The sequence below is a fragment of the Corynebacterium sp. NPDC060344 genome, assembly GCF_042725215.1.
GTDB lineage: Bacteria > Actinomycetota > Actinomycetes > Mycobacteriales > Mycobacteriaceae > Corynebacterium.
Map to the genome: position 1 here is coordinate 77,249 of NZ_JBHXCS010000004.1, position 18,965 is coordinate 96,213.

Here is an 18,965-nt window from a genome sequence, read left to right on the forward strand (position 1 = left end):
GTCTCCGCGGACATGCCGGTCATCAACGATCACCATCCTGGGGCGACTCGGGCGGGTAATGGTCGTGGCGCAGCGATCCGGCGCCGGATCCGGCGTCGGCCGGGCGGTCGCGGCGGGCCTTGCGGCCGGCGGTGGACAGCTGCGCGTTGGCCTCGCGGTCCTCCTGGATGCGGGTGTCGTCGTCGCGTCCCAGCGCCGACATGGCCAGCATGAACGCCGTCACCGCCATGGTGATGACGATCGCCGTGAGCACGAACGCCTGCGGCAGTGCATCGGCCGCCGTCGCGGGCTCGGCCCGGGCCATCAGCGGCTCCTGGCGCCACGCGCCCACGCCCGCGGACAGGATGATCAGGTTCGCGGCGTGCGAGATGAACGTCATCCCGATGATGATGCGCACCATGCCGCGCTGCAGCACCAGGTACGCGCCGCCGCCGGCCAGCACGGCCGCGATGAGGGCGATGATCATGCCCGCACCTCCTCGTTGTTGGCGGAACCGGTGTTGGTTGAACCGTTCTCGTTGGCCGAACCGGTGTCGGCCGGGTCGTCGTAAAGCTCTTCCGGAACGCCCGCACCCGCCGGATCACCCGGCGCGGAATCCGCGGCGACGGCCTCGGCCGGCTTCTGCCGCGGGGGAACGTGCAGGCTGGTGCGGTGGGCGACGCGGGGGCCGAGCTCGTCGTCGGACTTCGGGGAACCCGGCCGCGTCGGCCCGCCCAGATGATTGAGCGCCGTGGCCACGATGCCCAGCACCGCCAGGTACACGCCCACGTCGAAGATCAGCGCCGTGGTCAGGTGCTGCCCGGCGACCGTGCCGTGCAGCGGGGCCAGGAAGGAGCCCTTCAGGTAGCCGACGAAACCGATGCCGATGGCCACGATCACGCCGACGCCGCTGAAGAGGTAGGGGAGATTGCGGCCCATCAGCGGGCGGTCATCCGGATGCGACAGGTACTTGAGCATCAGCGACGACGCGCCGATCAGCGCGGCATTGAAGCCGCCGCCCGGCTCGTTGCCGCCGCGGAACAGCACGATGACGGACAGGCCGAACAGCAGCGGCGTCATCCACTGCACCAGCTTGCGCAGCGGCAGCGAATTGAGCCCCGCCTGCGGCAACGGGCCCGGGCGGCCCGGGTAATGCGGCCAGCGCGGCATCGAGGAGACCACCGCGGCCATGGCGATGCCCGCCATGCCCAGCACGGCCAGCTCGCCCAACGTATCGAAGGCTCGGAACTCGACGAGGATGGTGTTGACCACGTTGTTCTCCGACGTGATCTTCGGGCCCTCCTCCAGGTACCACTGCGCGACCTCCGGCTTGTCGCGCCGGCCCGTCAGCGTCCACACCGCCGCGAACGTCGCCGCGCCGATGCCGATGCCCACGACCGCCGCGACGATGCGGCGATTGCGGCCGGTGTCGGCGAAGGCGCGCGGCTGGTGGCGCAGGACGAGCATCATCAGCACGACGACGAGGACCTCCACCAGGAACTGCGTCATGGCCACGTCCGGCGCGCCGAGCAGCAGCACCTGCAGGGTCACGCCCGTGCCGGTGACGCCCAGCAGCACCGCGGCCTGCAGGCGGTTGCGCGCCTGCAGCGTGGCCACGACGCCAATGACGATGATCGTCAGCGGGATCAGGTCCATCCACGAATCGATGCCGTCGACCTTGTCCGGCAGCTCCATGCCGCCGATGCCCGGCATCACCAGCATCGCGCCGGCGTAGACCACGATGACCGACAGCATCGGCAGCAGGTGCCGCGTCGGCGCATGCGAATCGCCGATCGCCGCGAACCAGCGGCCCACGCGGCCGGCGGAGCGGGTGCCGAAGGACAGCGCCTGCACGCCCGTGAACGGGAACAGCCGGCGATCGGCCAGGGCCTCGTTCATCCGGGCGCGCACCAGCACCAGCACCACGCCGGCGACGAGCACGCCCACCGAGATCATCAGCGGCACGTTGACGCCGTGCCACAGCTTCAGGTGGGTGTCGTGGTAGTCGCCGCCCAGCACCGTGTTGGCCACCGAGTTCAGCGGGCCGTCGAGGATGGCGCCGGCGACGAAGGCCAGCGGCAGCGACGCGACGCCCGGGATGGCGGCCGGCAGCCACAGGGCCACCGGCGCCTCGCGGACATCGGACATGTCGCGGGGGCCGTCGACGAACGCGCCGAAGATCAGGCGCGCCGAGTACGTGAAGGTGGCGATGGCGCCGATCGCCGCGGCGACCAGCAGCACGACGACGCCGGCATCGGCCAGCGGTGCGTCGGTGAACGCCTCGAGCATGCCCTCCTTGGACAGGAAGCCCAGCGTCGGCGGGACCGCCGCCATCGACGCCGAGCCGATGACCATCGACCCGAACGTCCACGGCATGCGCCGCCACAGCGGGCCCAGGCGGCGGATGTCGCGCGTGCCCGTCTGATGGTCGACCGTGCCGGCCAGCATGAACAGCGACGACTTGAACAGCGCGTGCGCCAGGGTGTGCACCACCGCGGCGACGATGGCGAAGTGCGTGCCCACGCCGATCGTCGCCACGATCCAGCCCAGCTGCGACACCGTCGAGTACGCCACCAGGCGCTTCAGGTCGGTCTGCTGGATGGCGAACACCGCCGCCGACACGGCCGTGGCCATGCCCACGACGATGAGCAGGATCTGCCATGCCTGGACGTGGGCGAAGGCCGTCGAAAAGCGGATGAGCAGGTAAATGCCCGCCTTGACCACGGCCGCGGCGTGCAGGAACGCCGACACCGGCGTCGCCGCCGCCATCGCCTCCGGCAACCACGACTGGAACGGCAGCTGCGCCGCCTTGGTGAACGCACCCAGCGCCACCAGCACCGCCACCGCCGACGTCACGCCGGCGTTCGCGGCCGGGCCGGTGCCCCAGACCTCATGGGCCAGCAGCTCCGTCAGATTCGTCGTGCCCGTCGCCCACACCGCCACCGCCAGCGCCGCGAGCAGCAGCAGGCCGCCCGTGAACGTCAGCAGCAGCGTGCGCAGCGACCCCGCCTCGCCGGACGAACCCGACCGGGCGATGAGCAGGAACGACGCAATGGACACGAGCTCCCAGCCGATGAACAGCAGCACGACGTCGTCGGCAAGCACGAGCAGCAGCACCGCCAACATGAACGCGGTCATGAGCACGTAGAAGCTCATCGTGGCGCCCTTCGGCGGCAGGTACGCCGTGGAATAGACGAACACCGCCGACCCGATGACCAGCGCCAACAGCGCAAAGACGAGTGATAGCGGATCGAGGCGGAGCGCGAAGTCCACCCCGGTGCCGCCGGGCAGCAGCGCACCGGCCCAACTCACCCTCCACGTGACCGCATCCCCGTCGAGGACACCGCCGGACAGCCGCGCCAGCTGCACGATCGCGGCGACGAAAAACGCCACGATCGGCCAGCCGGCGTGCCTGCCCAGAATTTTCACGAACAAGGGAGTGAGGGCCAGCGCGACCGCCACCAGGGCGGGGACGCTGAGCATTGTCACGGCAGTGTCGCCTTCCTGTGCAGAACACGGTGGAGGGACCCGGTGGCGCGCGGCCGCCTGGGTCCGGTAAATGGCCGTATTCCAGCCTAGCAACCGGCGGGTACCCGGTTTACGTCGCGGAATGCGCGGGAATCGGGCTTTTCATATATCTCTGCGCGGTGCGTTGCGGCTTCTTTTTCCCTGCTTGGCGACGCCCTGCGGGTACCCCCGCGGCCGTTTTCCCCGCCTTCGGCGTAGCACCCGCAAAATGGCTGGTGCGGGCGATACCGTGAGGGCATGGCTCCCCGGAAGGGCGGCATCCGCCGCACGCTCTTGTCCCTGCTCCTCGTGCTGCCGCTGATCGCCGGCGCGGCGTATCTGGCCTGGTCCGGCACCGGATTGTCGGCCGCCTGGACCGCCGATGGTGCGGAAGAGGGGCGGGCGCCGGGGCCGGTGCCGGGCATCGACGTCGCGCAGGTGCAGGATGCGCGGCGGGCGATCGGCGAGGCCGGCACCCAGGCCGGGTTCCTCAACGCCGGCATGGGGCAGGCGACCGAGGGCATCGGCGAGCTGAAGGACGGCGGCGGCGAGTTGGTCGGCGGCACCGGCGAGATCCGCCGCGGGGCCGATGAGCTGGCCACGGGCATGAACGAGCTGCAGGCCGGGACCGGGCGCCTGGGCGGCGGCGCCAAGGAGATCGCCGAGGGCGCCGGGGCGATCGCTGACAGCGTGGGGCTGATCAACGTGGCCATCGGGCAGGTCCAGGCGTCGATCGGCCCGGCGAAGGAATCGCTGCGCGCGGCCGGCGACGGTGATGGCGTGGCGAACCTGGAGTCCCTCGAGCGCCAGCTCGGCGCCATCGACTTCGAGGCCATCTCCGGCCAGGCCGAGCGGTTCCGCACCGGCGCCAACGACCTGTCGTACCAGCTGAACACGCCGGGGGCGCCGTACCGCGACGGGATCTTCACGGCGACGGCGGGCGCCAACGAGCTGCGCACCGCGACGGTGGAGCTCGACGAGGGCGCCAAGAAGATCGACGGCGGCCTGAAGGAGCTCGACGAGGGTGCCGGGCGTCTCGACGGCATGGCCCAGACCACCGTGGACAAGATCGGCGAGGCCCAGCGCGCCATGCCCGTGCCCACCGCCGATCAGCTCGCGGCCGCCGGGCTCGCGGGTGGTGCTGGTGCTGGCGGCGGTGCTGGTGGAAACGGTGCCGGAGGAGACGCCGCAGCAGAGGGAGCCTCGAACGCGACTCTCGCGCCGACCCTGGCGTTCATGGTGTCCGCACTGGTCATGCTCGCCGCGTCGGCGCTGTGGCTGATCGCGGGACCGAAGCGTCGTCAAGCAGACGAGGAAGACCGCGGCTGGTGGTCCCGCGTGCTGCCCGGCGGCGCGTTCGCGGGGGCGCTGGCGGGGATCGTGGCCACCGGCGTCGTGGTGATGATGATCATGGCCGACGGCCTCGACCTCCTCCGCGGCGCGACCAGCGTGATCGTGCTGGCGCTGGCGGCGCTGGCGGCGACCGCTTTGGCGCGCGCGGTGCTGGCCGTGTTCGGCGGGCCGTGGGGGAGGTTCGTGATCCTCGCGGGGATGCTCGTGCAGGTCGGCGTCATCGGGTGGGTGTGGCGCAGCGCGGCGTCGGCGGCGACCGGCGGCACCGAGATGGCGACCGCGTGGGGCGTCGTCGCCGCACTCATGCCGCTGCACCACCCGACGGCGGCGCTGACCGCGCTGGGCAACGACGGCTCGACGGTGATGTGGGGGACGTCGGCCGGCGTTTTGTTGGCGCTGGTCGTCATCGGTGCCGTCATCGATCGCTTCGGTGGTGGCCGCCGCGCTGCCTCCGCCGCCCCTGCCGACAACCCCGGTACCGCGCCCGGCGCTGACTCGGACGCCGAAACCCCGGGCGGAGCGGCGGATGGCGGGGACGTGGGCGTCGTCAAGCACGAGGAACCCTGACCCCGGCGCCGGCCCGTGGGGGCTTAGCCGACGAATGCAGCCACACGCCGGGTGAACGCCGGTAAAAGCCCAGGACGCGAAATCGTGTGGCTGCGCTGGTCGGATAACTCCGGCGGGCGGGGCGGCGATCACCACTGCCTGGTGCTGGTGGGGCGCATGGTGCGACCGGTTGAGGGGCTGGTGGCGGGATGGTGGCGGGCCGGCGGTAGCCATCGGCAGTGAACCCGCGCGGCGCGGCTTTCGGCTCCGCTTGTGCACCGCGATTGCTCGGCACTTGCTCGGCTTTCGGCTCCGCTTTCGCTCCGCATTTGCTTTGCGACGGGTCGGCCACCACGCTGAGGCGTCGCAAACTACTACCACCGCTCCGCAAAAGCCCAGGTCGGTAATTTTCGGCGAAACGTTTTGTGGTCGCTTCATACGCGCCGCCCACGCGGTCGGCGCCAAAAGGCCGGGCAACGAAAAAACCGCCGCCTGCTCTCGCAGGTCGGCGGTTTCCGGCTGGTCGGGGTAGCGGGATTTGAACCCACGGCCTCTTCGTCCCGAACGAAGCGCGCTACCAAGCTGCGCCATACCCCGGTAAAGAAAGTCACATCGCGGCCGGGCCCGAAACTGGACCAGCGGTGCGCGCTGCAACGTCGACAACTCTAGACCCCCGCCGTCGGAAAAGGCAAAACGGCAGCTCGGGCGGATATTCGGCCTGCGCTGGTCCGGCGCCCGTCCGCGCCCGCGTCCGTCCCGCCAGCGCCGGCCCCGCCAACACGCCCGCCCGCCCGAGCAGCCGCCCGATCTACCCCTCCCGCGCGACGACCTCGATCAGCGTCGCCGACGGCGGGCAGAACAGCCGCACCGGCGCGTACGGTGACGTCCCGAGCCCATTCGACACGTGCAGCCACATCCGCTCGGTCCACCGCGACAGCCCGGACGCCCGCGACCGGTCGATGCCGCAGTTGGTCACGATGGCCCTCTCGAACGGCAGGCACACCTGGCCGCCGTGGGTGTGGCCGGACAGGACGATGTCGTAGCCGTCGGCGGCGAAGCGGTCGAGCACGCGCGGCTCGGGGGAGTGCGACAGGCCGATGGCCAGGTCGGCGTCGGCGTTGGGAGCCTCGGCGACGGCGTCGTAGTCGTCGAGCCCGTGGTGGGGGTCGTCGACGCCGGTCACCGCCAGGCGCACGCCGCCGGCGACGAACTCGAGCCGCTGGTGGGTGGCATCGCGCCAGCCGTGCTCGATGAACGCGGCGCGCATGCCCTCCCACGGCAGCTTCTCGGCGGACGGCCGCCGCTTCTTGCCGGTCAGGTACCGCAGCGGGTTGACGGGCTTGGGCCCGAAGTAGTCGTTGGTCCCGAACACGAATGCGCCGGGCCGGCCCAGCAGCGGCCCGAGCGCCGCGAGCACGCTGGGCACGGCGTCGGCGCCGCCGAGGTTGTCGCCGGTGTTGATCACCAGGTCGGGCTCCAGCGCCTCGAGCCCGGCGATCCACGACTGCTTTTTGCGCTGTGACCTGGTCATGTGGAAGTCGGACAGGTGCAGGATCCGCAGCGGGCCACTGCCGGCGGGCAGCGCGGGCACGCGCACGCGGCGCACGCGGAACGCCTTCAGCTCGATCTGGTTGGCGTACAGGAACGTCGCCGCCCCGGCCAGGCCCGCGCCGCCGGCGATTGCCCCGGTGACCAGGGCAATTCGCTTGACGACGCCCACCGCCCCCGCCGATCCGCCCTTCCCCCCGAATGCTGCGGGGAGGGTGAAGGGGGTTTGCGGGGGACGTCGGAAAGCAATCTTGTTCACGTGCGGCACGGCCCCAACGCTACCGTCCCGGGCCCGCGCACCAGCATTGATCGAGCGGGGCGCGGCACGGTCGCGGCACGGCCCGGGCAATGCTGCGTAGAGTTTTTGCCATGAGCGAATTGAAGGCAACCATCGTGTCCGACATGACCGCCGCCATGAAGGCCCGCGACAAGGCCACGGTCGGCGCGCTGCGGATGCTGAAGGCCGCGATCCAGACCGAGGAGGTCTCCGGGGCCAAGCACGAGCTGACGGATGCGGAGGTGCTCAAGGTGGTGGAGAGGGAGATCAAGAAGCGCCGCGAGTCCGCCGAGATGTACGCGGACAACGGCCGCGCGGAGCTGGCCGAGAACGAGCTGGCGGAGGCCGAGATTTTCTCCCGCTACCAGCCCGCGCAGCTTGACGACGACGAGCTCGCCGCCCTCGTCGACGACTCCGTCGCGGAGGTCTGCGGGGACGAGCCGGCGTCGATGAAGCAGATGGGGCAGATCATGAAGGCGGCGCAGGCCAAGGCCGCCGGGCGCGTCGACGGCAAGCGCCTGTCCGAAGCCGTCAAGGCCCGACTGCAGGGGTAAAACGAAGCCCGGCCGTGCCTTCGGGGCGCGGCCGGGCTCGTGCGTGCGGGGCTCTTCTCGGGGCTGTCGGAGTTATCGGGGCAGGGGGATGCGGCCGAAGCCGGGGATGGTGATCGAATCCGGCAGGCTCGGCGCGCCGCCACCGCCACCACCGGTGTTGCCGCCGCCGGGGCGCGGGGGAGGCGCCTGCGTCGTGCGCGGCGGGGGCGGGCGGCGGGTGCCGTCGGACACCTCGAGGGTGACGGTGCCGCCGTCGAGAAGCAGGCCCGGGACGCGGACGCCCGTGACCGTGCCGCGGGGGCGGCCGGTCTGCGACGCGGTGGTCGACTCCACCTTGTAACCGGCCTCCTCGAGCGTCTTGCGGGCATCGGACTCCTGCATGCCCTCGACCTGCGGCAGCGAGGCCTTCGCCGTGCCGGCGCCGTACTCGGGGGCCATCTCCGGTAGCACCTTGCCGCCGTGATCGCCGACGATGGGGGACATGGCCGAGAACCACGTCCGCGCCGGCTCGCGGCCGCCGAACAGATCGCCCGACCAGCACTGGCGCAGCGGGGACGTGCACAGCTCCGTGACCACCGGCGAATCGTTGTAGGCGTAGACCGCCGCGGCCAGCCCGGCCGTGAAGCCCAGGAACGCCGCCGACTGGTTCGACTCGGTCGTACCCGTCTTCGCTGCCACCGGGCCATCCCAGTTCACCGTCTTCGCCGCGTCCTCCGCGGTGCCGTCGATGGAGTCGGCCGACAGCGCCTGCGCCATCGCGTGGGCGACGCCGGAGTCGACCGCGCGCTCGCAATCGGGCTGGTCGAGCTGCACCGGGTTGCCGCCGCGGTCGGTGATCTCGGCGATGGGGTTCGGCTCGCACCACATGCCGTCAGATGCCAGCGTGGCGCCGACGTTCGACAGCTCCAGCGCGCTGATCGGCGTCGGGCCCAGCACGAAGGAGCCCAGCGTGTTGTCCGAGACGTACTGCGCCACCGACGACTCGCCGTCGAAGCTGCCCGGCTTGGTGTAGGACCGCATGCCCAGGCGCACGGCCATGTCCATGACGCCGTCGACGCCGACCTGCTCGCTCATGGCGACGAAGGGCGTGTTCGGCGACTTCGCCAGCGCCTCGCGCAGCGTCATCGACGGAGGGAAGGAGCCGGTGTTCTCCACGCAGTACAGGCCCGGCGGGCAGCCGGCCGCGCCGCCGTCGCCAAGCCCCGCGGCCTCGTAGCGGCGGGGGACCGGCAGGTAGGTGTCGATGCCCATGCCCTTCTCCACCGCCGCGGTGGCCGCGAAGATCTTGAAGATCGACCCCGCGCCATTGCCCACCGACGCGAACGGCTGCGGCTGCACCGTCTGCATCGCCTCGGCGTCGAGGCCGTAGACCCGCGACGACGCCATCGACAGCACCTTGCGCGACTCCGTGCCGGGCTCGATGATGCTCATCACCTCGGCGACGCCGCCGGCCGTGGGCGACGCCTGCTCGCGCAGCGCCCGCTGGGTGTTGTCCTGCACCACCGGGTCGAGGGTCGTGCGCACCGTGTAGCCGCCGCGGGCGAGCTTCGCCCGGTCCAGGCCGTGGTTGGCCAGGTAGTCGATGACGTAATCGCAGAAGAAACCGCGGTCGCCGGCGGCGATGCAGCCCTGCGGCAGGCGATTGGGCTCCGGCAGGACGCCCAGATCGGTGGCGATGGCGTCGTTGGCCTGCGCCTGCGTGATCGCCCCGGTGTCGGCCATCGCCCGCAGCACGTCGTTGCGCCGCGCCATCGCGCCGTCCGGATTCGAGTACGGGTTCAGGCCCGACGTCTGCTGCACCAGGCCCGCCAGCAGCGCCGACTGCGGGATGCTCAGGTCCTTCGCCGGAACGCCGAAGTACGTCTGCGCGGCGTTCTCCACGCCGAAGGAGCCATTGCCGAAGGGGACGATGTTGAGGTAGCCCGTGAGCACCTCTTCCTTGGTCATCTCGTCCTCGAGATCCTGCGCGATGCGGATCTCGCGCAGCTTGCGGCCGTAGTCCGTCGCGGTGGCCGCACGGCGCTCGGCCTCCGTCTCGGCTTCGACGAACAGGGTGTAGTTCTTGATCAGCTGCTGCTCGATCGTCGACGCGCCCTGCTGCACCGACCCCGACGTGAAGTTGGCCAGCGCCGCGCGCAGCGTGCCCTGCCAGTCGACGCCGGAATGGTCCCAGAACCGGCGGTCCTCGATGGACACGATGGCGTCCTTCATCGCCGGCGAGATCTGCCACCCCTCCACAGACGTGCGGCGCTGTTCATACAGCCACGCCATCGGCTCGCCGTTGGCGTCGGTGATGGTGGAGATGCCGGGGGCCTCGCCGCCGATGACGGAGCGGGACGACATCGCAAGATCATCGGCGGTGCGCGCCATCAGATACCCGCCGCCGCCGGCGATCGGGAAGATCGCGGCGGCGACGATGAGCCCGGCGAGCATCACGGCCACGCCGAGCTTCAGCAGATTTCGTCCCACGTTCACGCGGTCAACCCTAGTTGCAGGGCCACGCCACCGGAATTCCCGCCGTGATCCGGCGGTCAATCGGACGCCGGAAACCGACTGTGCGGTGGAGGGGAGGAGGTGGGCGTCGCAAAGCAGGCGACACGGCCCGGAAACACGGGGGTGAAATGCTGGATTCAGCACTTTCCGCGCGAGCGTTACATCGCGGGGGTGTCAACGAATACCCCCGTTGGATTCGTCCCCGAATGGTACGACCTGCCGGTATGTGTCACCATCACCCCCGAGGTGTGACGTGGATGACATTGTCTAAATTGTGTGAATAGACTTACAACAACAAATCAGCACGGAATCAGCACCGGGAACCCTCCCGGGCTGGTAACGGCCGAAGCCGGGCAGGCATCACCACGCGCCAGGCGACGCCACAGCCCCGACCCCACATGCGGGACGGGCAACCATCCCGCCGTCCGAAACGGGGGGACCGCGAAATGCCGAAGGAGGCCATGATGACCGCCACGATCACTGACCGGAACCGAACCGCCCGCGTGGGCGATCTCGTGGAGGAGCGCGACAACGCCGCCGACAGCTTCCGCGACCGACAGGAGTGGGTCACCCGCGCCAAGTGCCGCGACATCGACCCCGACGAACTGTTCGTCCGCGGCGCCGCCCAGCGACAGGCCGCCGTCATCTGCCGCCACTGCCCCGTCGTGCTGCAGTGCCGCGCCGACGCCCTGGACAACCGCGTCGAGTTCGGCGTGTGGGGCGGCCTGACCGAACGCCAGCGCCGCGCCATGCTCCGCGAGCACCCCGAGGTCACCAGCTGGGCCGACTTCTACGCCGCCCAGGTCGCCGCGCAGCAGGCGGCGCAGCAGACCGGCCAGAAGGCGCGCCGCGCGTAGTTCGCCCCTGATCGGCGCCGGCTAATCCAGCGCGGGGAGGATCCGCTGCGCCAGCTGCCGCAGATCGCCGAGGCTGGTCACGCCGCCGCGCGCCGACGGCACGTGCGTCAGCGGCACCCCGGGGAACCGCTTGGTGAACCGCTTGATCTGCTTCTCCTCCGCCGTCGCGAGCTCGACGCGCGACTCGTGGATCAGCCTCATCGCCGCCCGCACTTCGGCCAGCGGGTCGGCGCCGTCCTCATTGCCCGCGCCGCCAGCGCCTTTCGTGCCGCCGCCACTTCCGACACCACCCGCACCATCCCAGTCCAGCTCGCGGCCGCGCAGCCCGTCGGGCACGTGGTGGGTGCGGTTGACCACGACGCCGGTGACGGGCAGGCCCTGGGTCTCCAGCGAATCGGTGAAGGACCGCGCCTCGCGCAGCGCCTCCGCCGTCGGTGCCGTGACCACGAGGAACTCGCCGGATTCGCCGAGCCGGTCGCGCATCGACCGCGACCGCACCAGCATCGAATCGGCGACCGGCCGCAGCCCCCGCGCGAACGCCGCGGCCTGCGCCAGCGTGTCGCTGCCGACGATCTGCCCCAGCAACTTCACGCCGCCGCCCACCAGCGTCGACGATGATGTCATCAACCTCATCAGCGGGTGCCGCACCAGGCGGCGGACGCGGTCGGCGGAGTCGAGGAAGTCCAGCGCCGACAGCGCCGGCGGGGTGTCCACGACGATCGCGTCCCACCGCCCGGAGTCGTGCAGCTGCGACAGCAGGTCCATGGCCAGGTATTCCTGCAGGCCGCCGAAGCTGCGCGCCACGGTGACGGTGACGCGGTTGTCCACCAGCTCCGGCGCCCCGGCCTCCGCGAGCAGCGCCCCGAAGCGCGCGTTCTGGTCGAGCATCAGCGCGTGCAGGCCGTCCTGACCGGCGACGGGCTGCGGGTCGCCGCCGAGTTCGTCGAGCCCCAGCGCCTGCGCCAGCCGCTTGGCCGGGTCGATGGTCAGCACGACGGTGCGCAGCCCCGATTCCGCGAGCCCGACCGCCAGCGCCGCCGCCGACGTCGTCTTGCCCACGCCGCCCGATCCCACCATCACGATCACCCGCGGGTCACTCATCGCGCACCTCCCGGTGGTCGAGGCCGGTGAGGAGCTCGGCGACGTCGTAAAGCCCCTCGATCCGCACGCCCCCGGGCAGCGCCGGCACGCGCGTGACGGGGCCGGGCCAGCCCGCGGCGAGGTCGGTCAGCGAGCGGCGCTGCACGCGCGCCCGGGCGGCGACGTCGTCGAGCTCCACCAGCAGGGCGGTGGCCAGGTCGCCATTGCTTGACGACGTCCCCTCCCCACCCCTTCCGCCCAGATCCCCGGCAAGGGCGGTGACGTCGGAGTGGTCGAGGGACAGCGCCGCGTCGCACAGATCGTCGGCGAGCAGGCGATTGGCCACCACCGACCCCAGCGGCAGCTCGGCGGCCGACAGCTCGGCCAGCGCCTCGAGGGATTCGCGGACGGGCAGCGGCTCGGCCAGCGTGACCATGTGCACCCGCGTCGACGCCGAACGCAAGAACGCGGCGGTGTCGGCGGCCTGGCGATGGATCGGTCCGGTCGTGGCGATGTCGCCGAGAGCCCTGGTGACGTCGAGGAACCGCGCCACCCGGCCCGTCGGCGGAGCATCGACGACCACCGCCGACCACTCGCCACGCCGGGCCTCGGCGACGACGAACCCCGACAACAGCACGTCCCGCAGCCCCGGCGCGATGGCCGTGGCGAACTCCGTGACACCGAACTTCCGCGCCGCCCCGATCGCCAGCGACGAACCGACGTTGGTGGACATGTAATCCTCGAGCACCGCCTCCGCATCGAGGGAACAGGCGTGGACCTCGCCGCCGCCCAGCGCCGACGCGACCTTATGCGGGGCCCGCGGGAATTCCCGCAGCCCCAGCGTCGCCGCGACCGACGGGCGGCCCTCCACCTCGACGAGCAGCACCCGCCCGCCGCCGGAGGCCAACCGCAGCGCCAGCGCGCCCGCGACGGTGGACTTGCCCGTGCCGCCCTTTCCGGTGATCACGTGCACGGCCGCGGCACCGGGCTCGGCGGGATGCTGGGCGCGGGACGTCGCAAAGCCGCCCCCGACACCTGCATCCTGCCCGACCCGGGCGCCACCATCGCTCACCCCGTCAACGATAGACGGGGCGGACGGTTACTGTGTGAGCATGAGCACAACTTGGGAATACGCCACCGTTCCGCTTCTGACCCACGCGACCAAGCAGATCCTCGACACGTGGGGCGAGGATGGCTGGGAGCTCGTCACCGTGCTGCCCGGCCCCACCGGCGAACAGCACGTCGCCTACCTCAAGCGCCCCAAGGGGGAGTAGCGGTGACCGCCTCCGACTCGACCGGCGCCGTCTCCGACCGCCTCCGCGAACTGGGCATCGACCTGCCCGGCGTCGCCGCGCCCGTCGCCGCCTACGTGCCCGCCGTGCGCGTCGGCGACCTCGTGTACACCTCCGGCCAGCTGCCCTTCGTCGACGGCGAACTCACCGCCGTGGGCAAGGTCAAGGACGCCTCGGCCCCCGACCAGTCCGACAGCGCCGGATCGGTCAACCCCAACGACGCCAAGGCCGCCGCCCGCGTCGCCGCACTCAATGCGCTGGCCGCCGTGGACGACCTGGTGGGCATCGACAACGTCGCCAGGATCATCAAGGTCACCGGCTTCGTCGCCTCCGCCCCCGGCTTCAACGGCCAGCCCGGCGTCATCAACGGCGCCTCCGAGCTGTTCGGCGAGATCTTCGGCGACGCCGGCCAGCACGCCCGCTCCGCCGTCGGCGTCAACGAACTGCCGCTGAACACGCCCGTCGAGGTGGAGATCATCGTCCAGGTCGCATCCTGACGCTGCGGCGCCCCAATGCCCGCGCCGGCCCGTCGTAAAGCAACCCGCTGGGCAATGCAGAACATGTGACGCGGTCGGCGGCAAAACCCCCGCCCCGTGCACGTAGGATGGGGGACATGGAGCATCCCGCGTACAGCCAACTGCGTCCCATCACCGAATCGGTCGGCGTCGTCCTGTGCCCGAACCCCAGCTACAGCTCGCTGGAGGGCACGAACGCCTACGTCATCAAGGCGGAGGGCGACGAGCGCAGCATCGTCGTCGACCCCGGGCCGGAGGACGAGGGCCACCTCAACGTCCTCCACCGGTACGCGGGCGACGTCGCGCTGATCCTGCTCACCCACCGCCACGGCGACCACGCCGACGGCGCGCACCGCTTCCGCCAGCTCACCGGCGCCCCCGTTCGCGCGCTCGACGAACACTACTGCTCCACCGGCGCCGAGACCCTCACCGACGGCGAGCGCATCGTCGTCGACGGCGTCACCCCGCAGGTCGAGGTCGTGCAGACCCCCGGCCACACCGCCGACTCCGTGTGCTTCTTCATCCACACCGGCGACGGCGATGACGATGTCGAGGGCATCATGACCGGCGACACCATCGCCGGCCGCCACACCACCATGATCTCCGAAACCGACGGTGACCTGGGCGAATACATCAAGACGCTCCACCTGCTCCAGGACCGCGGCGACGGCGTGCGCCTCCTGCCCGGCCACGGCGAGGACCTGCCGGACATCACCGTCATGACCGAGAAGTACATCGAGCGCCGCGAACAGCGCCTCACCCAGGTCAAGGACGCCATGGACAAGCTCGGCGAGGACGCCACCGTCGGCCAGATCGTCGACGAGATCTACACCGACGTCGACCCTGTGCTCCGCCACGCCGCCGAGCAGTCCACCCGCGTGACCATGCGGTACCTGCAGGCGCAGTAGTTTTTCGGGGGCGTGTCGGGGCGGGCGGGCGCCTCGCGGTGCTCGTCGCGCGCGCCCCTCAAGCGCCCCTCAAGCGCCGCCCGTCACTGGGCGGCGCTTTTTCATGCGCGGCAGGGCCGCCCCAACTTTTCTCCCGCTGTGACTCTCGCTTGTCGCCGGCGCAGGGCGTACTGGCCGCGAGCAGCCCCAACGTTTCTCCCGCTAGCCGGGCGAATGCGCTGAGGCCCTCGTAGCGGCGTCCGGCACGGCGTGCAGAGGCATCCACCCCACCAATCGCGGAGAGGGGCGTACACCGCCGCTTTTCGTAGCGGCGCGTTTATGCAGGTCAGCGGCATCCAGCTCGGGCGTTATCGTAGGTGCTCACCCACGAATTCAATCTCATCCCGTGCGTACCCGCGCCGACGGTGACGCACGGGATGATCTTGAAGAAAAAGGGGTCCGAAAATTCAACTTCATCCCGTACGTGGCGTCCCGGAGGTCGACGTACGGGATGAAATTGAATCCGGCCGCTATCGTCGCCGCCTCGACGGCGGGCCAGAGCATGCCCACGCGATATCGGAAGCGGGCCGCCCTCTCCGGAGTGCTGCCCCACTCATGCACCGCGAGCTGGCCCGCAATTCTCGCGTCGGCGCACGTTCAGTTGGCCGCGAGCAGCCCCGATAACTCTCGCGCTGATCGGGCCAATGCGCTGATCGGGTGAATGCACTGATTGGGTGGATGCGCTGAGGGGGCCGTAGCGGCGTTGGGCACGGCGCGCAGGTGCATCCACCACGGCAATCGCGGAGAGGGACACACAGGGCCGCTTTTCGTTGCGGTGCGTTTATGCAGGTCAGCGGCGTCCACTTCGGCCGTAACCATGGGCGCGCACCCATGAATTCAATCTCGGAGTTTTCATGGCCGTCGTGGAGGCCTCGGAAACTCTGAGGTTGAAGAAAAGGGGCCCCAAATCTTCAAGCTCAGAGTTTTCGTGCGTCGGAACGCACACACGAAAACTCTGAGATTGAATCTGGCCTGAATCGGCGCCGCTGGAACCGGGTGCCCGGGCACGCTGGCGCGAATTTTGGAGGCGGGGCGACATCGACGGGGCGGCATCGGCGGCTCCGAACCGAGCGGAGCCCGCGCAGGTGCTGCGGAAAGCCGAAACGCGCCGGACGAGCCGGCGCGCAGGCAAGTGAAAGCGAAATCAGGGACGGGGCGCCATCGATGGGCCCCAACGGAGCGGGGCGCCGATCGAATGGCACCAACCGAGCGGCGCCTATCGGGCGCGGCGGGCGAGTCGCTCGGTGTCGCAGATGACCACGGACTTGCCCTCGAGGCGGATCCAGCCGCGGTGGGCGAACTCGGCGAGCGCCTTGTTCACGGTCTCGCGGGACGCGCCGACGAGCTGGGCGATCTCTTCCTGCGTCAGGTCGTGGGTGACGCGGAGGTTCGCGCCTTCCTGGGTGCCGAATCGGTTGGCCAGCTGCAGCAGCGCCTTGGCCACGCGGCCGGGGACGTCGGTGAAGATGAGGTCGGCCAGCGAGTTGTTGGTGCGGCGCAGGCGGCGGGCCAGCATGCGCAGCAGCTGGGCGGAGATGTCGGGGTGGTCGCTGATCCACTGGTGGAGCAGGTCGGAGTTCATCGACGCGGCGGTGACCTCGGTGACGCACACGGCGGAGGAGGTGCGGGGGCCGGGGTCGAAGATGGACAGTTCGCCGAACATGTCGGACGGGCCCATGATGGTCAGCAGGTTCTCGCGGCCGTCGGAGCTGTGGCGGGCGAGCTTCACCTTGCCGTCGATGATGATGTACAGGCGGTCGCCGGGTTCACCTTCGTTGAAGATGGTGGTGCCGCGGGGGAAGCGGACGGTTTCGAGTTCGGTGAGCAGGGCCTGGACCGCTTCCGGGTCGACTCCCTGGAAGACTCCGGCGCGGGAGAGGATCTCCTGTACATCGTCCACGGTGTTGTTCTCCTGTCCTGTCGCGTGCCAGATCGCGGCGTCGGGTGTGAGGCTGGGGTGTGCCGGGTGGTGGCACGACGCAATGGGCGGTCTCTGGCCGCACCTCTTTGTGACCAATCCCACTCTAGATGAATATCCTCTAACGTGGGGAAAGGGGTCTGGGAGAATCGGGGATTTTTCTGCTTTGCGACGGCCACCGCCCCCGCCGTCCGCCGCCCAATCCCCGGTGAGGGCCTTGTCGGGGGCGTCGTCGGTGTTCGGCGGGGTTGGGTGGATGGGCCGCGGGTGCGCCCGGCGTCTGCCCCCGTCGCACGGGTGAAGGGGCCGAGTCGGTGTCGGCGGGCGCGGACGGCGCTGAAGGTGGGAGGGGCGGGATGGGGTGGAGGTGGGCGTCGTCAAGCAAGGTGCGGGGGACGATCCGGGGCGGTCGCTAGGATGTGGCCATGCCCGCAAATCCCGTGCCGATGCCGCAGCCGACCCGCCCCGAGGGGTCGCTGACCGGCACGCGCAGGCGCAAGCCGGGGACGCATCCGGCGGCGAAGGGGCGGGAGACGCGGCTGGGGATGGTGCGGCGGGCCAGGCGGGTCAATAGGACGCTGGCCGTCGGGTACCCGGACGCGCATTGTGAGCTGGATTTTCGCGACGCGTATGAGCTGACCGTGGCCACGATCCTGTCGGCGCAGTGCACGGACGTGCGGGTCAACATGGTCACGCCGGCGCTGTTCGCGGCGTTTCCCGATGCGCCCGCGCTGGCCGGGGCGGACGTCGCCGTGGTGGAGGAGCTGATCCGGCCGACGGGGTTCTTCCGGGCGAAGGCGGCGAACATCATCGGGTTCGCGCAGGGCGTCGTGGAGCGCCACGGCGGCGAGGTGCCGGGGACGCTCGAGGAGCTCACGGCGCTGCCGGGCGTGGGCCGCAAGACCGCGAACGTGGTGCTGGGCAACGCTTTCGGGGTGCCCGGGCTGACCGTGGACACGCATTTCGGGCGGCTGGTGCGGCGGCTCGGTTTCACGGAGCTCGACGATCCCGTGCGCATCGAGCGCGAGATGATGGACATCATCGAACGCCCCGAGTGGACGTGGTTTTCGCACCGCATCATCTTCCACGGCCGCCGCGTGTGCCATTCGCGCCGGGCGGCGTGCGGGGCGTGTTTCCTCGCGGCGGACTGCCCGTCGTATGGTCTGGCCGGGCCCGCGGAGCCGGAGACGGCGGAGAAGCTGGTCAAGTCCGACGACCGCGATCATCTGCTGGCGCTGGCCGGGTTGGGGCCGGAGGACGAGACGGCATGAACGACGGCATGAACGAGTACAGGGAGCGTGGACCGATGAGCGGTGGCGAAGGCAACGGCAACGTGAGCCGCGACGCCGGAAATCGCGACGACACCGTGCGCGCGGGCGAGGCCGGGCAGCTCGGCGAGCCGGTGGGGCCGGTGTCGGTGCCGCGCGGGTCGGCGAGGCCGTCGACGATCATCGCGGTGCTGCTGGCCGTGCTGGGCACCGTGGCCGTGCTGTGGTTCGCCGTGTCGCAGACGATGGGCGGCGGCACCAACGCCGATGGCGCTGCGGGGGAGGAGCCGCTTGCCGACGACATCGTCGCCGAGCGCCCCGAATGCCCCGAACCCGAGCCCGGCGCCACCGGATCCGGCCCGCTGGCCGGCGTGACGCTGCCGTGCCTCGGCGCGTCGCAGCAGGGCGAGATCGACGTCGCCGCCGCACTGGCCGGCAAGCCCGCCGTGGTCAACGTGTGGGCGTGGAATTGCGCCCCGTGCCGCGAGGAGCTGCCCGTCATCGAGGAGTGGGCCGCGGCCAACCCGGACGTCCGCGTCGTCGGCGTCCAGGCCGCGACCAGCGAAGGCCGCGGATCGGCGCTTCTGGAGGATCTCGGCGTGACTACCTTCGTCTCGTACCAGGACGGTTTCGACGCCGTCGGCCCGGCGCTGGAACTGCCCCGCGTCGTGCCCATCACCGTGGTGCTGCGCGCCGACGGTTCGGTCGCCGAGGTCCTGCCGCGGGCCTTCGACTCCATCGAGGACTTCGACGCGGCGATCCGCGGGGCCCTCGCGTGACGGGCGGAGTGAACGGCGGCACCGGCCCCAGCACTGGCAGCGGCACTGGTCC

General features: G+C 70.8%; 15 protein-coding genes and 1 tRNA gene. 8 read left to right on the forward strand and 8 right to left on the reverse strand.

The window, feature by feature from the left end:
* Window positions 1-22: 22 nt before the first annotated feature.
* Together ACFWGD_RS06675 and ACFWGD_RS06680 are read right to left on the reverse strand one after the other, a co-directional pair.
* Window positions 23-466, reverse strand: a complete 444-nt coding sequence (locus ACFWGD_RS06675; RefSeq protein WP_377777829.1) for a cation:proton antiporter subunit C — start codon at window positions 464-466, stop codon at window positions 23-25.
* Entirely contained in the window at window positions 463-3,462 is a 3,000-nt protein-coding gene (locus tag ACFWGD_RS06680) for a DUF4040 family protein (protein ID WP_377777984.1), read from the reverse strand. The genes ACFWGD_RS06675 and ACFWGD_RS06680 overlap by 4 nt, the downstream gene beginning before the upstream one ends.
* A gap of 282 nt (window positions 3,463-3,744) precedes the next feature.
* Here ACFWGD_RS06680 and ACFWGD_RS06685 point away from each other — a divergent pair, with 282 nt between their 5' ends.
* Window positions 3,745-5,406: a hypothetical protein gene (locus tag ACFWGD_RS06685; protein WP_377777830.1), complete on the forward strand. Its 1,662-nt coding sequence runs from the start codon at window positions 3,745-3,747 to the stop codon at window positions 5,404-5,406.
* Between the two features lie 499 nt (window positions 5,407-5,905).
* On the opposite strand, the gene ACFWGD_RS06690 is transcribed toward ACFWGD_RS06685, so the two are convergent.
* Window positions 5,906-5,982 (reverse strand) — tRNA-Pro (locus tag ACFWGD_RS06690).
* Between the two features lie 211 nt (window positions 5,983-6,193).
* Entirely contained in the window at window positions 6,194-7,087 is an 894-nt protein-coding gene (locus tag ACFWGD_RS06695) for a metallophosphoesterase (protein ID WP_377777985.1), read from the reverse strand.
* A 215-nt stretch (window positions 7,088-7,302) separates the two neighbouring features.
* Between ACFWGD_RS06695 and ACFWGD_RS06700 the strand changes: the two genes are divergently transcribed.
* Window positions 7,303-7,764 (forward strand): GatB/YqeY domain-containing protein, encoded by a 462-nt coding sequence (locus ACFWGD_RS06700; protein ID WP_377777831.1) that lies wholly within the window; start codon window positions 7,303-7,305, stop codon window positions 7,762-7,764.
* Window positions 7,765-7,836: 72 nt separating this feature from the next.
* Here the strand turns inward: ACFWGD_RS06700 and ACFWGD_RS06705 are convergent, their stop codons facing one another.
* A complete protein-coding gene (locus ACFWGD_RS06705; RefSeq protein WP_377777986.1) occupies window positions 7,837-10,197 on the reverse strand; it encodes a transglycosylase domain-containing protein in 2,361 nt (786 codons plus the stop codon).
* Window positions 10,198-10,721: 524 nt separating this feature from the next.
* Between ACFWGD_RS06705 and ACFWGD_RS06710 the strand changes: the two genes are divergently transcribed.
* On the forward strand, window positions 10,722-11,114 hold the full coding sequence (locus ACFWGD_RS06710) for a WhiB family transcriptional regulator (RefSeq protein ID WP_377777832.1): 393 nt from the start codon (window positions 10,722-10,724) through the stop codon (window positions 11,112-11,114).
* Window positions 11,115-11,135: 21 nt separating this feature from the next.
* On the opposite strand, the gene ACFWGD_RS06715 is transcribed toward ACFWGD_RS06710, so the two are convergent.
* Both ACFWGD_RS06715 and ACFWGD_RS06720 read right to left on the reverse strand, forming a co-directional pair.
* Window positions 11,136-12,215, reverse strand: a complete 1,080-nt coding sequence (locus tag ACFWGD_RS06715) for an ArsA family ATPase (RefSeq protein ID WP_377777833.1) — start codon at window positions 12,213-12,215, stop codon at window positions 11,136-11,138.
* Window positions 12,208-13,266, reverse strand: a complete 1,059-nt coding sequence (locus ACFWGD_RS06720) for an ArsA family ATPase (protein WP_377777834.1) — start codon at window positions 13,264-13,266, stop codon at window positions 12,208-12,210. The genes ACFWGD_RS06715 and ACFWGD_RS06720 overlap by 8 nt, the downstream gene beginning before the upstream one ends.
* 34 nt (window positions 13,267-13,300) lie before the next feature.
* On the opposite strand from ACFWGD_RS06720, the gene ACFWGD_RS06725 reads away from it, so the two are divergent.
* From ACFWGD_RS06725 to ACFWGD_RS06735, 3 genes are all read left to right on the forward strand, one after another.
* Window positions 13,301-13,468, forward strand: coding sequence for a DUF4177 domain-containing protein (locus ACFWGD_RS06725; protein ID WP_156968752.1), 168 nt, complete (start codon window positions 13,301-13,303; stop codon window positions 13,466-13,468).
* A gap of 2 nt (window positions 13,469-13,470) precedes the next feature.
* The gene (locus ACFWGD_RS06730; RefSeq protein ID WP_377777835.1) at window positions 13,471-13,983 is read left to right on the forward strand and encodes a RidA family protein; all 513 of its coding nucleotides are present in this window, start codon (window positions 13,471-13,473) and stop codon (window positions 13,981-13,983) included.
* 116 nt (window positions 13,984-14,099) lie between these two features.
* Window positions 14,100-14,909, forward strand: a complete 810-nt coding sequence (locus ACFWGD_RS06735; protein WP_377777836.1) for an MBL fold metallo-hydrolase — start codon at window positions 14,100-14,102, stop codon at window positions 14,907-14,909.
* A 1,255-nt stretch (window positions 14,910-16,164) separates the two neighbouring features.
* Here ACFWGD_RS06735 and glxR read toward each other — a convergent pair.
* Window positions 16,165-16,848 (reverse strand): CRP-like cAMP-activated global transcriptional regulator GlxR, encoded by a 684-nt coding sequence (glxR, locus tag ACFWGD_RS06740; protein ID WP_377777837.1) that lies wholly within the window; start codon window positions 16,846-16,848, stop codon window positions 16,165-16,167.
* A 443-nt stretch (window positions 16,849-17,291) separates the two neighbouring features.
* Between glxR and nth the strand changes: the two genes are divergently transcribed.
* Both nth and ACFWGD_RS06750 read left to right on the forward strand, forming a co-directional pair.
* Window positions 17,292-18,137 (forward strand): endonuclease III, encoded by an 846-nt coding sequence (gene nth / locus ACFWGD_RS06745; RefSeq protein WP_377777838.1) that lies wholly within the window; start codon window positions 17,292-17,294, stop codon window positions 18,135-18,137.
* Window positions 18,134-18,913, forward strand: coding sequence for a TlpA family protein disulfide reductase (locus tag ACFWGD_RS06750; RefSeq protein ID WP_377777839.1), 780 nt, complete (start codon window positions 18,134-18,136; stop codon window positions 18,911-18,913). The genes nth and ACFWGD_RS06750 overlap by 4 nt, the downstream gene beginning before the upstream one ends.
* Window positions 18,914-18,965 lie beyond the last annotated feature (52 nt).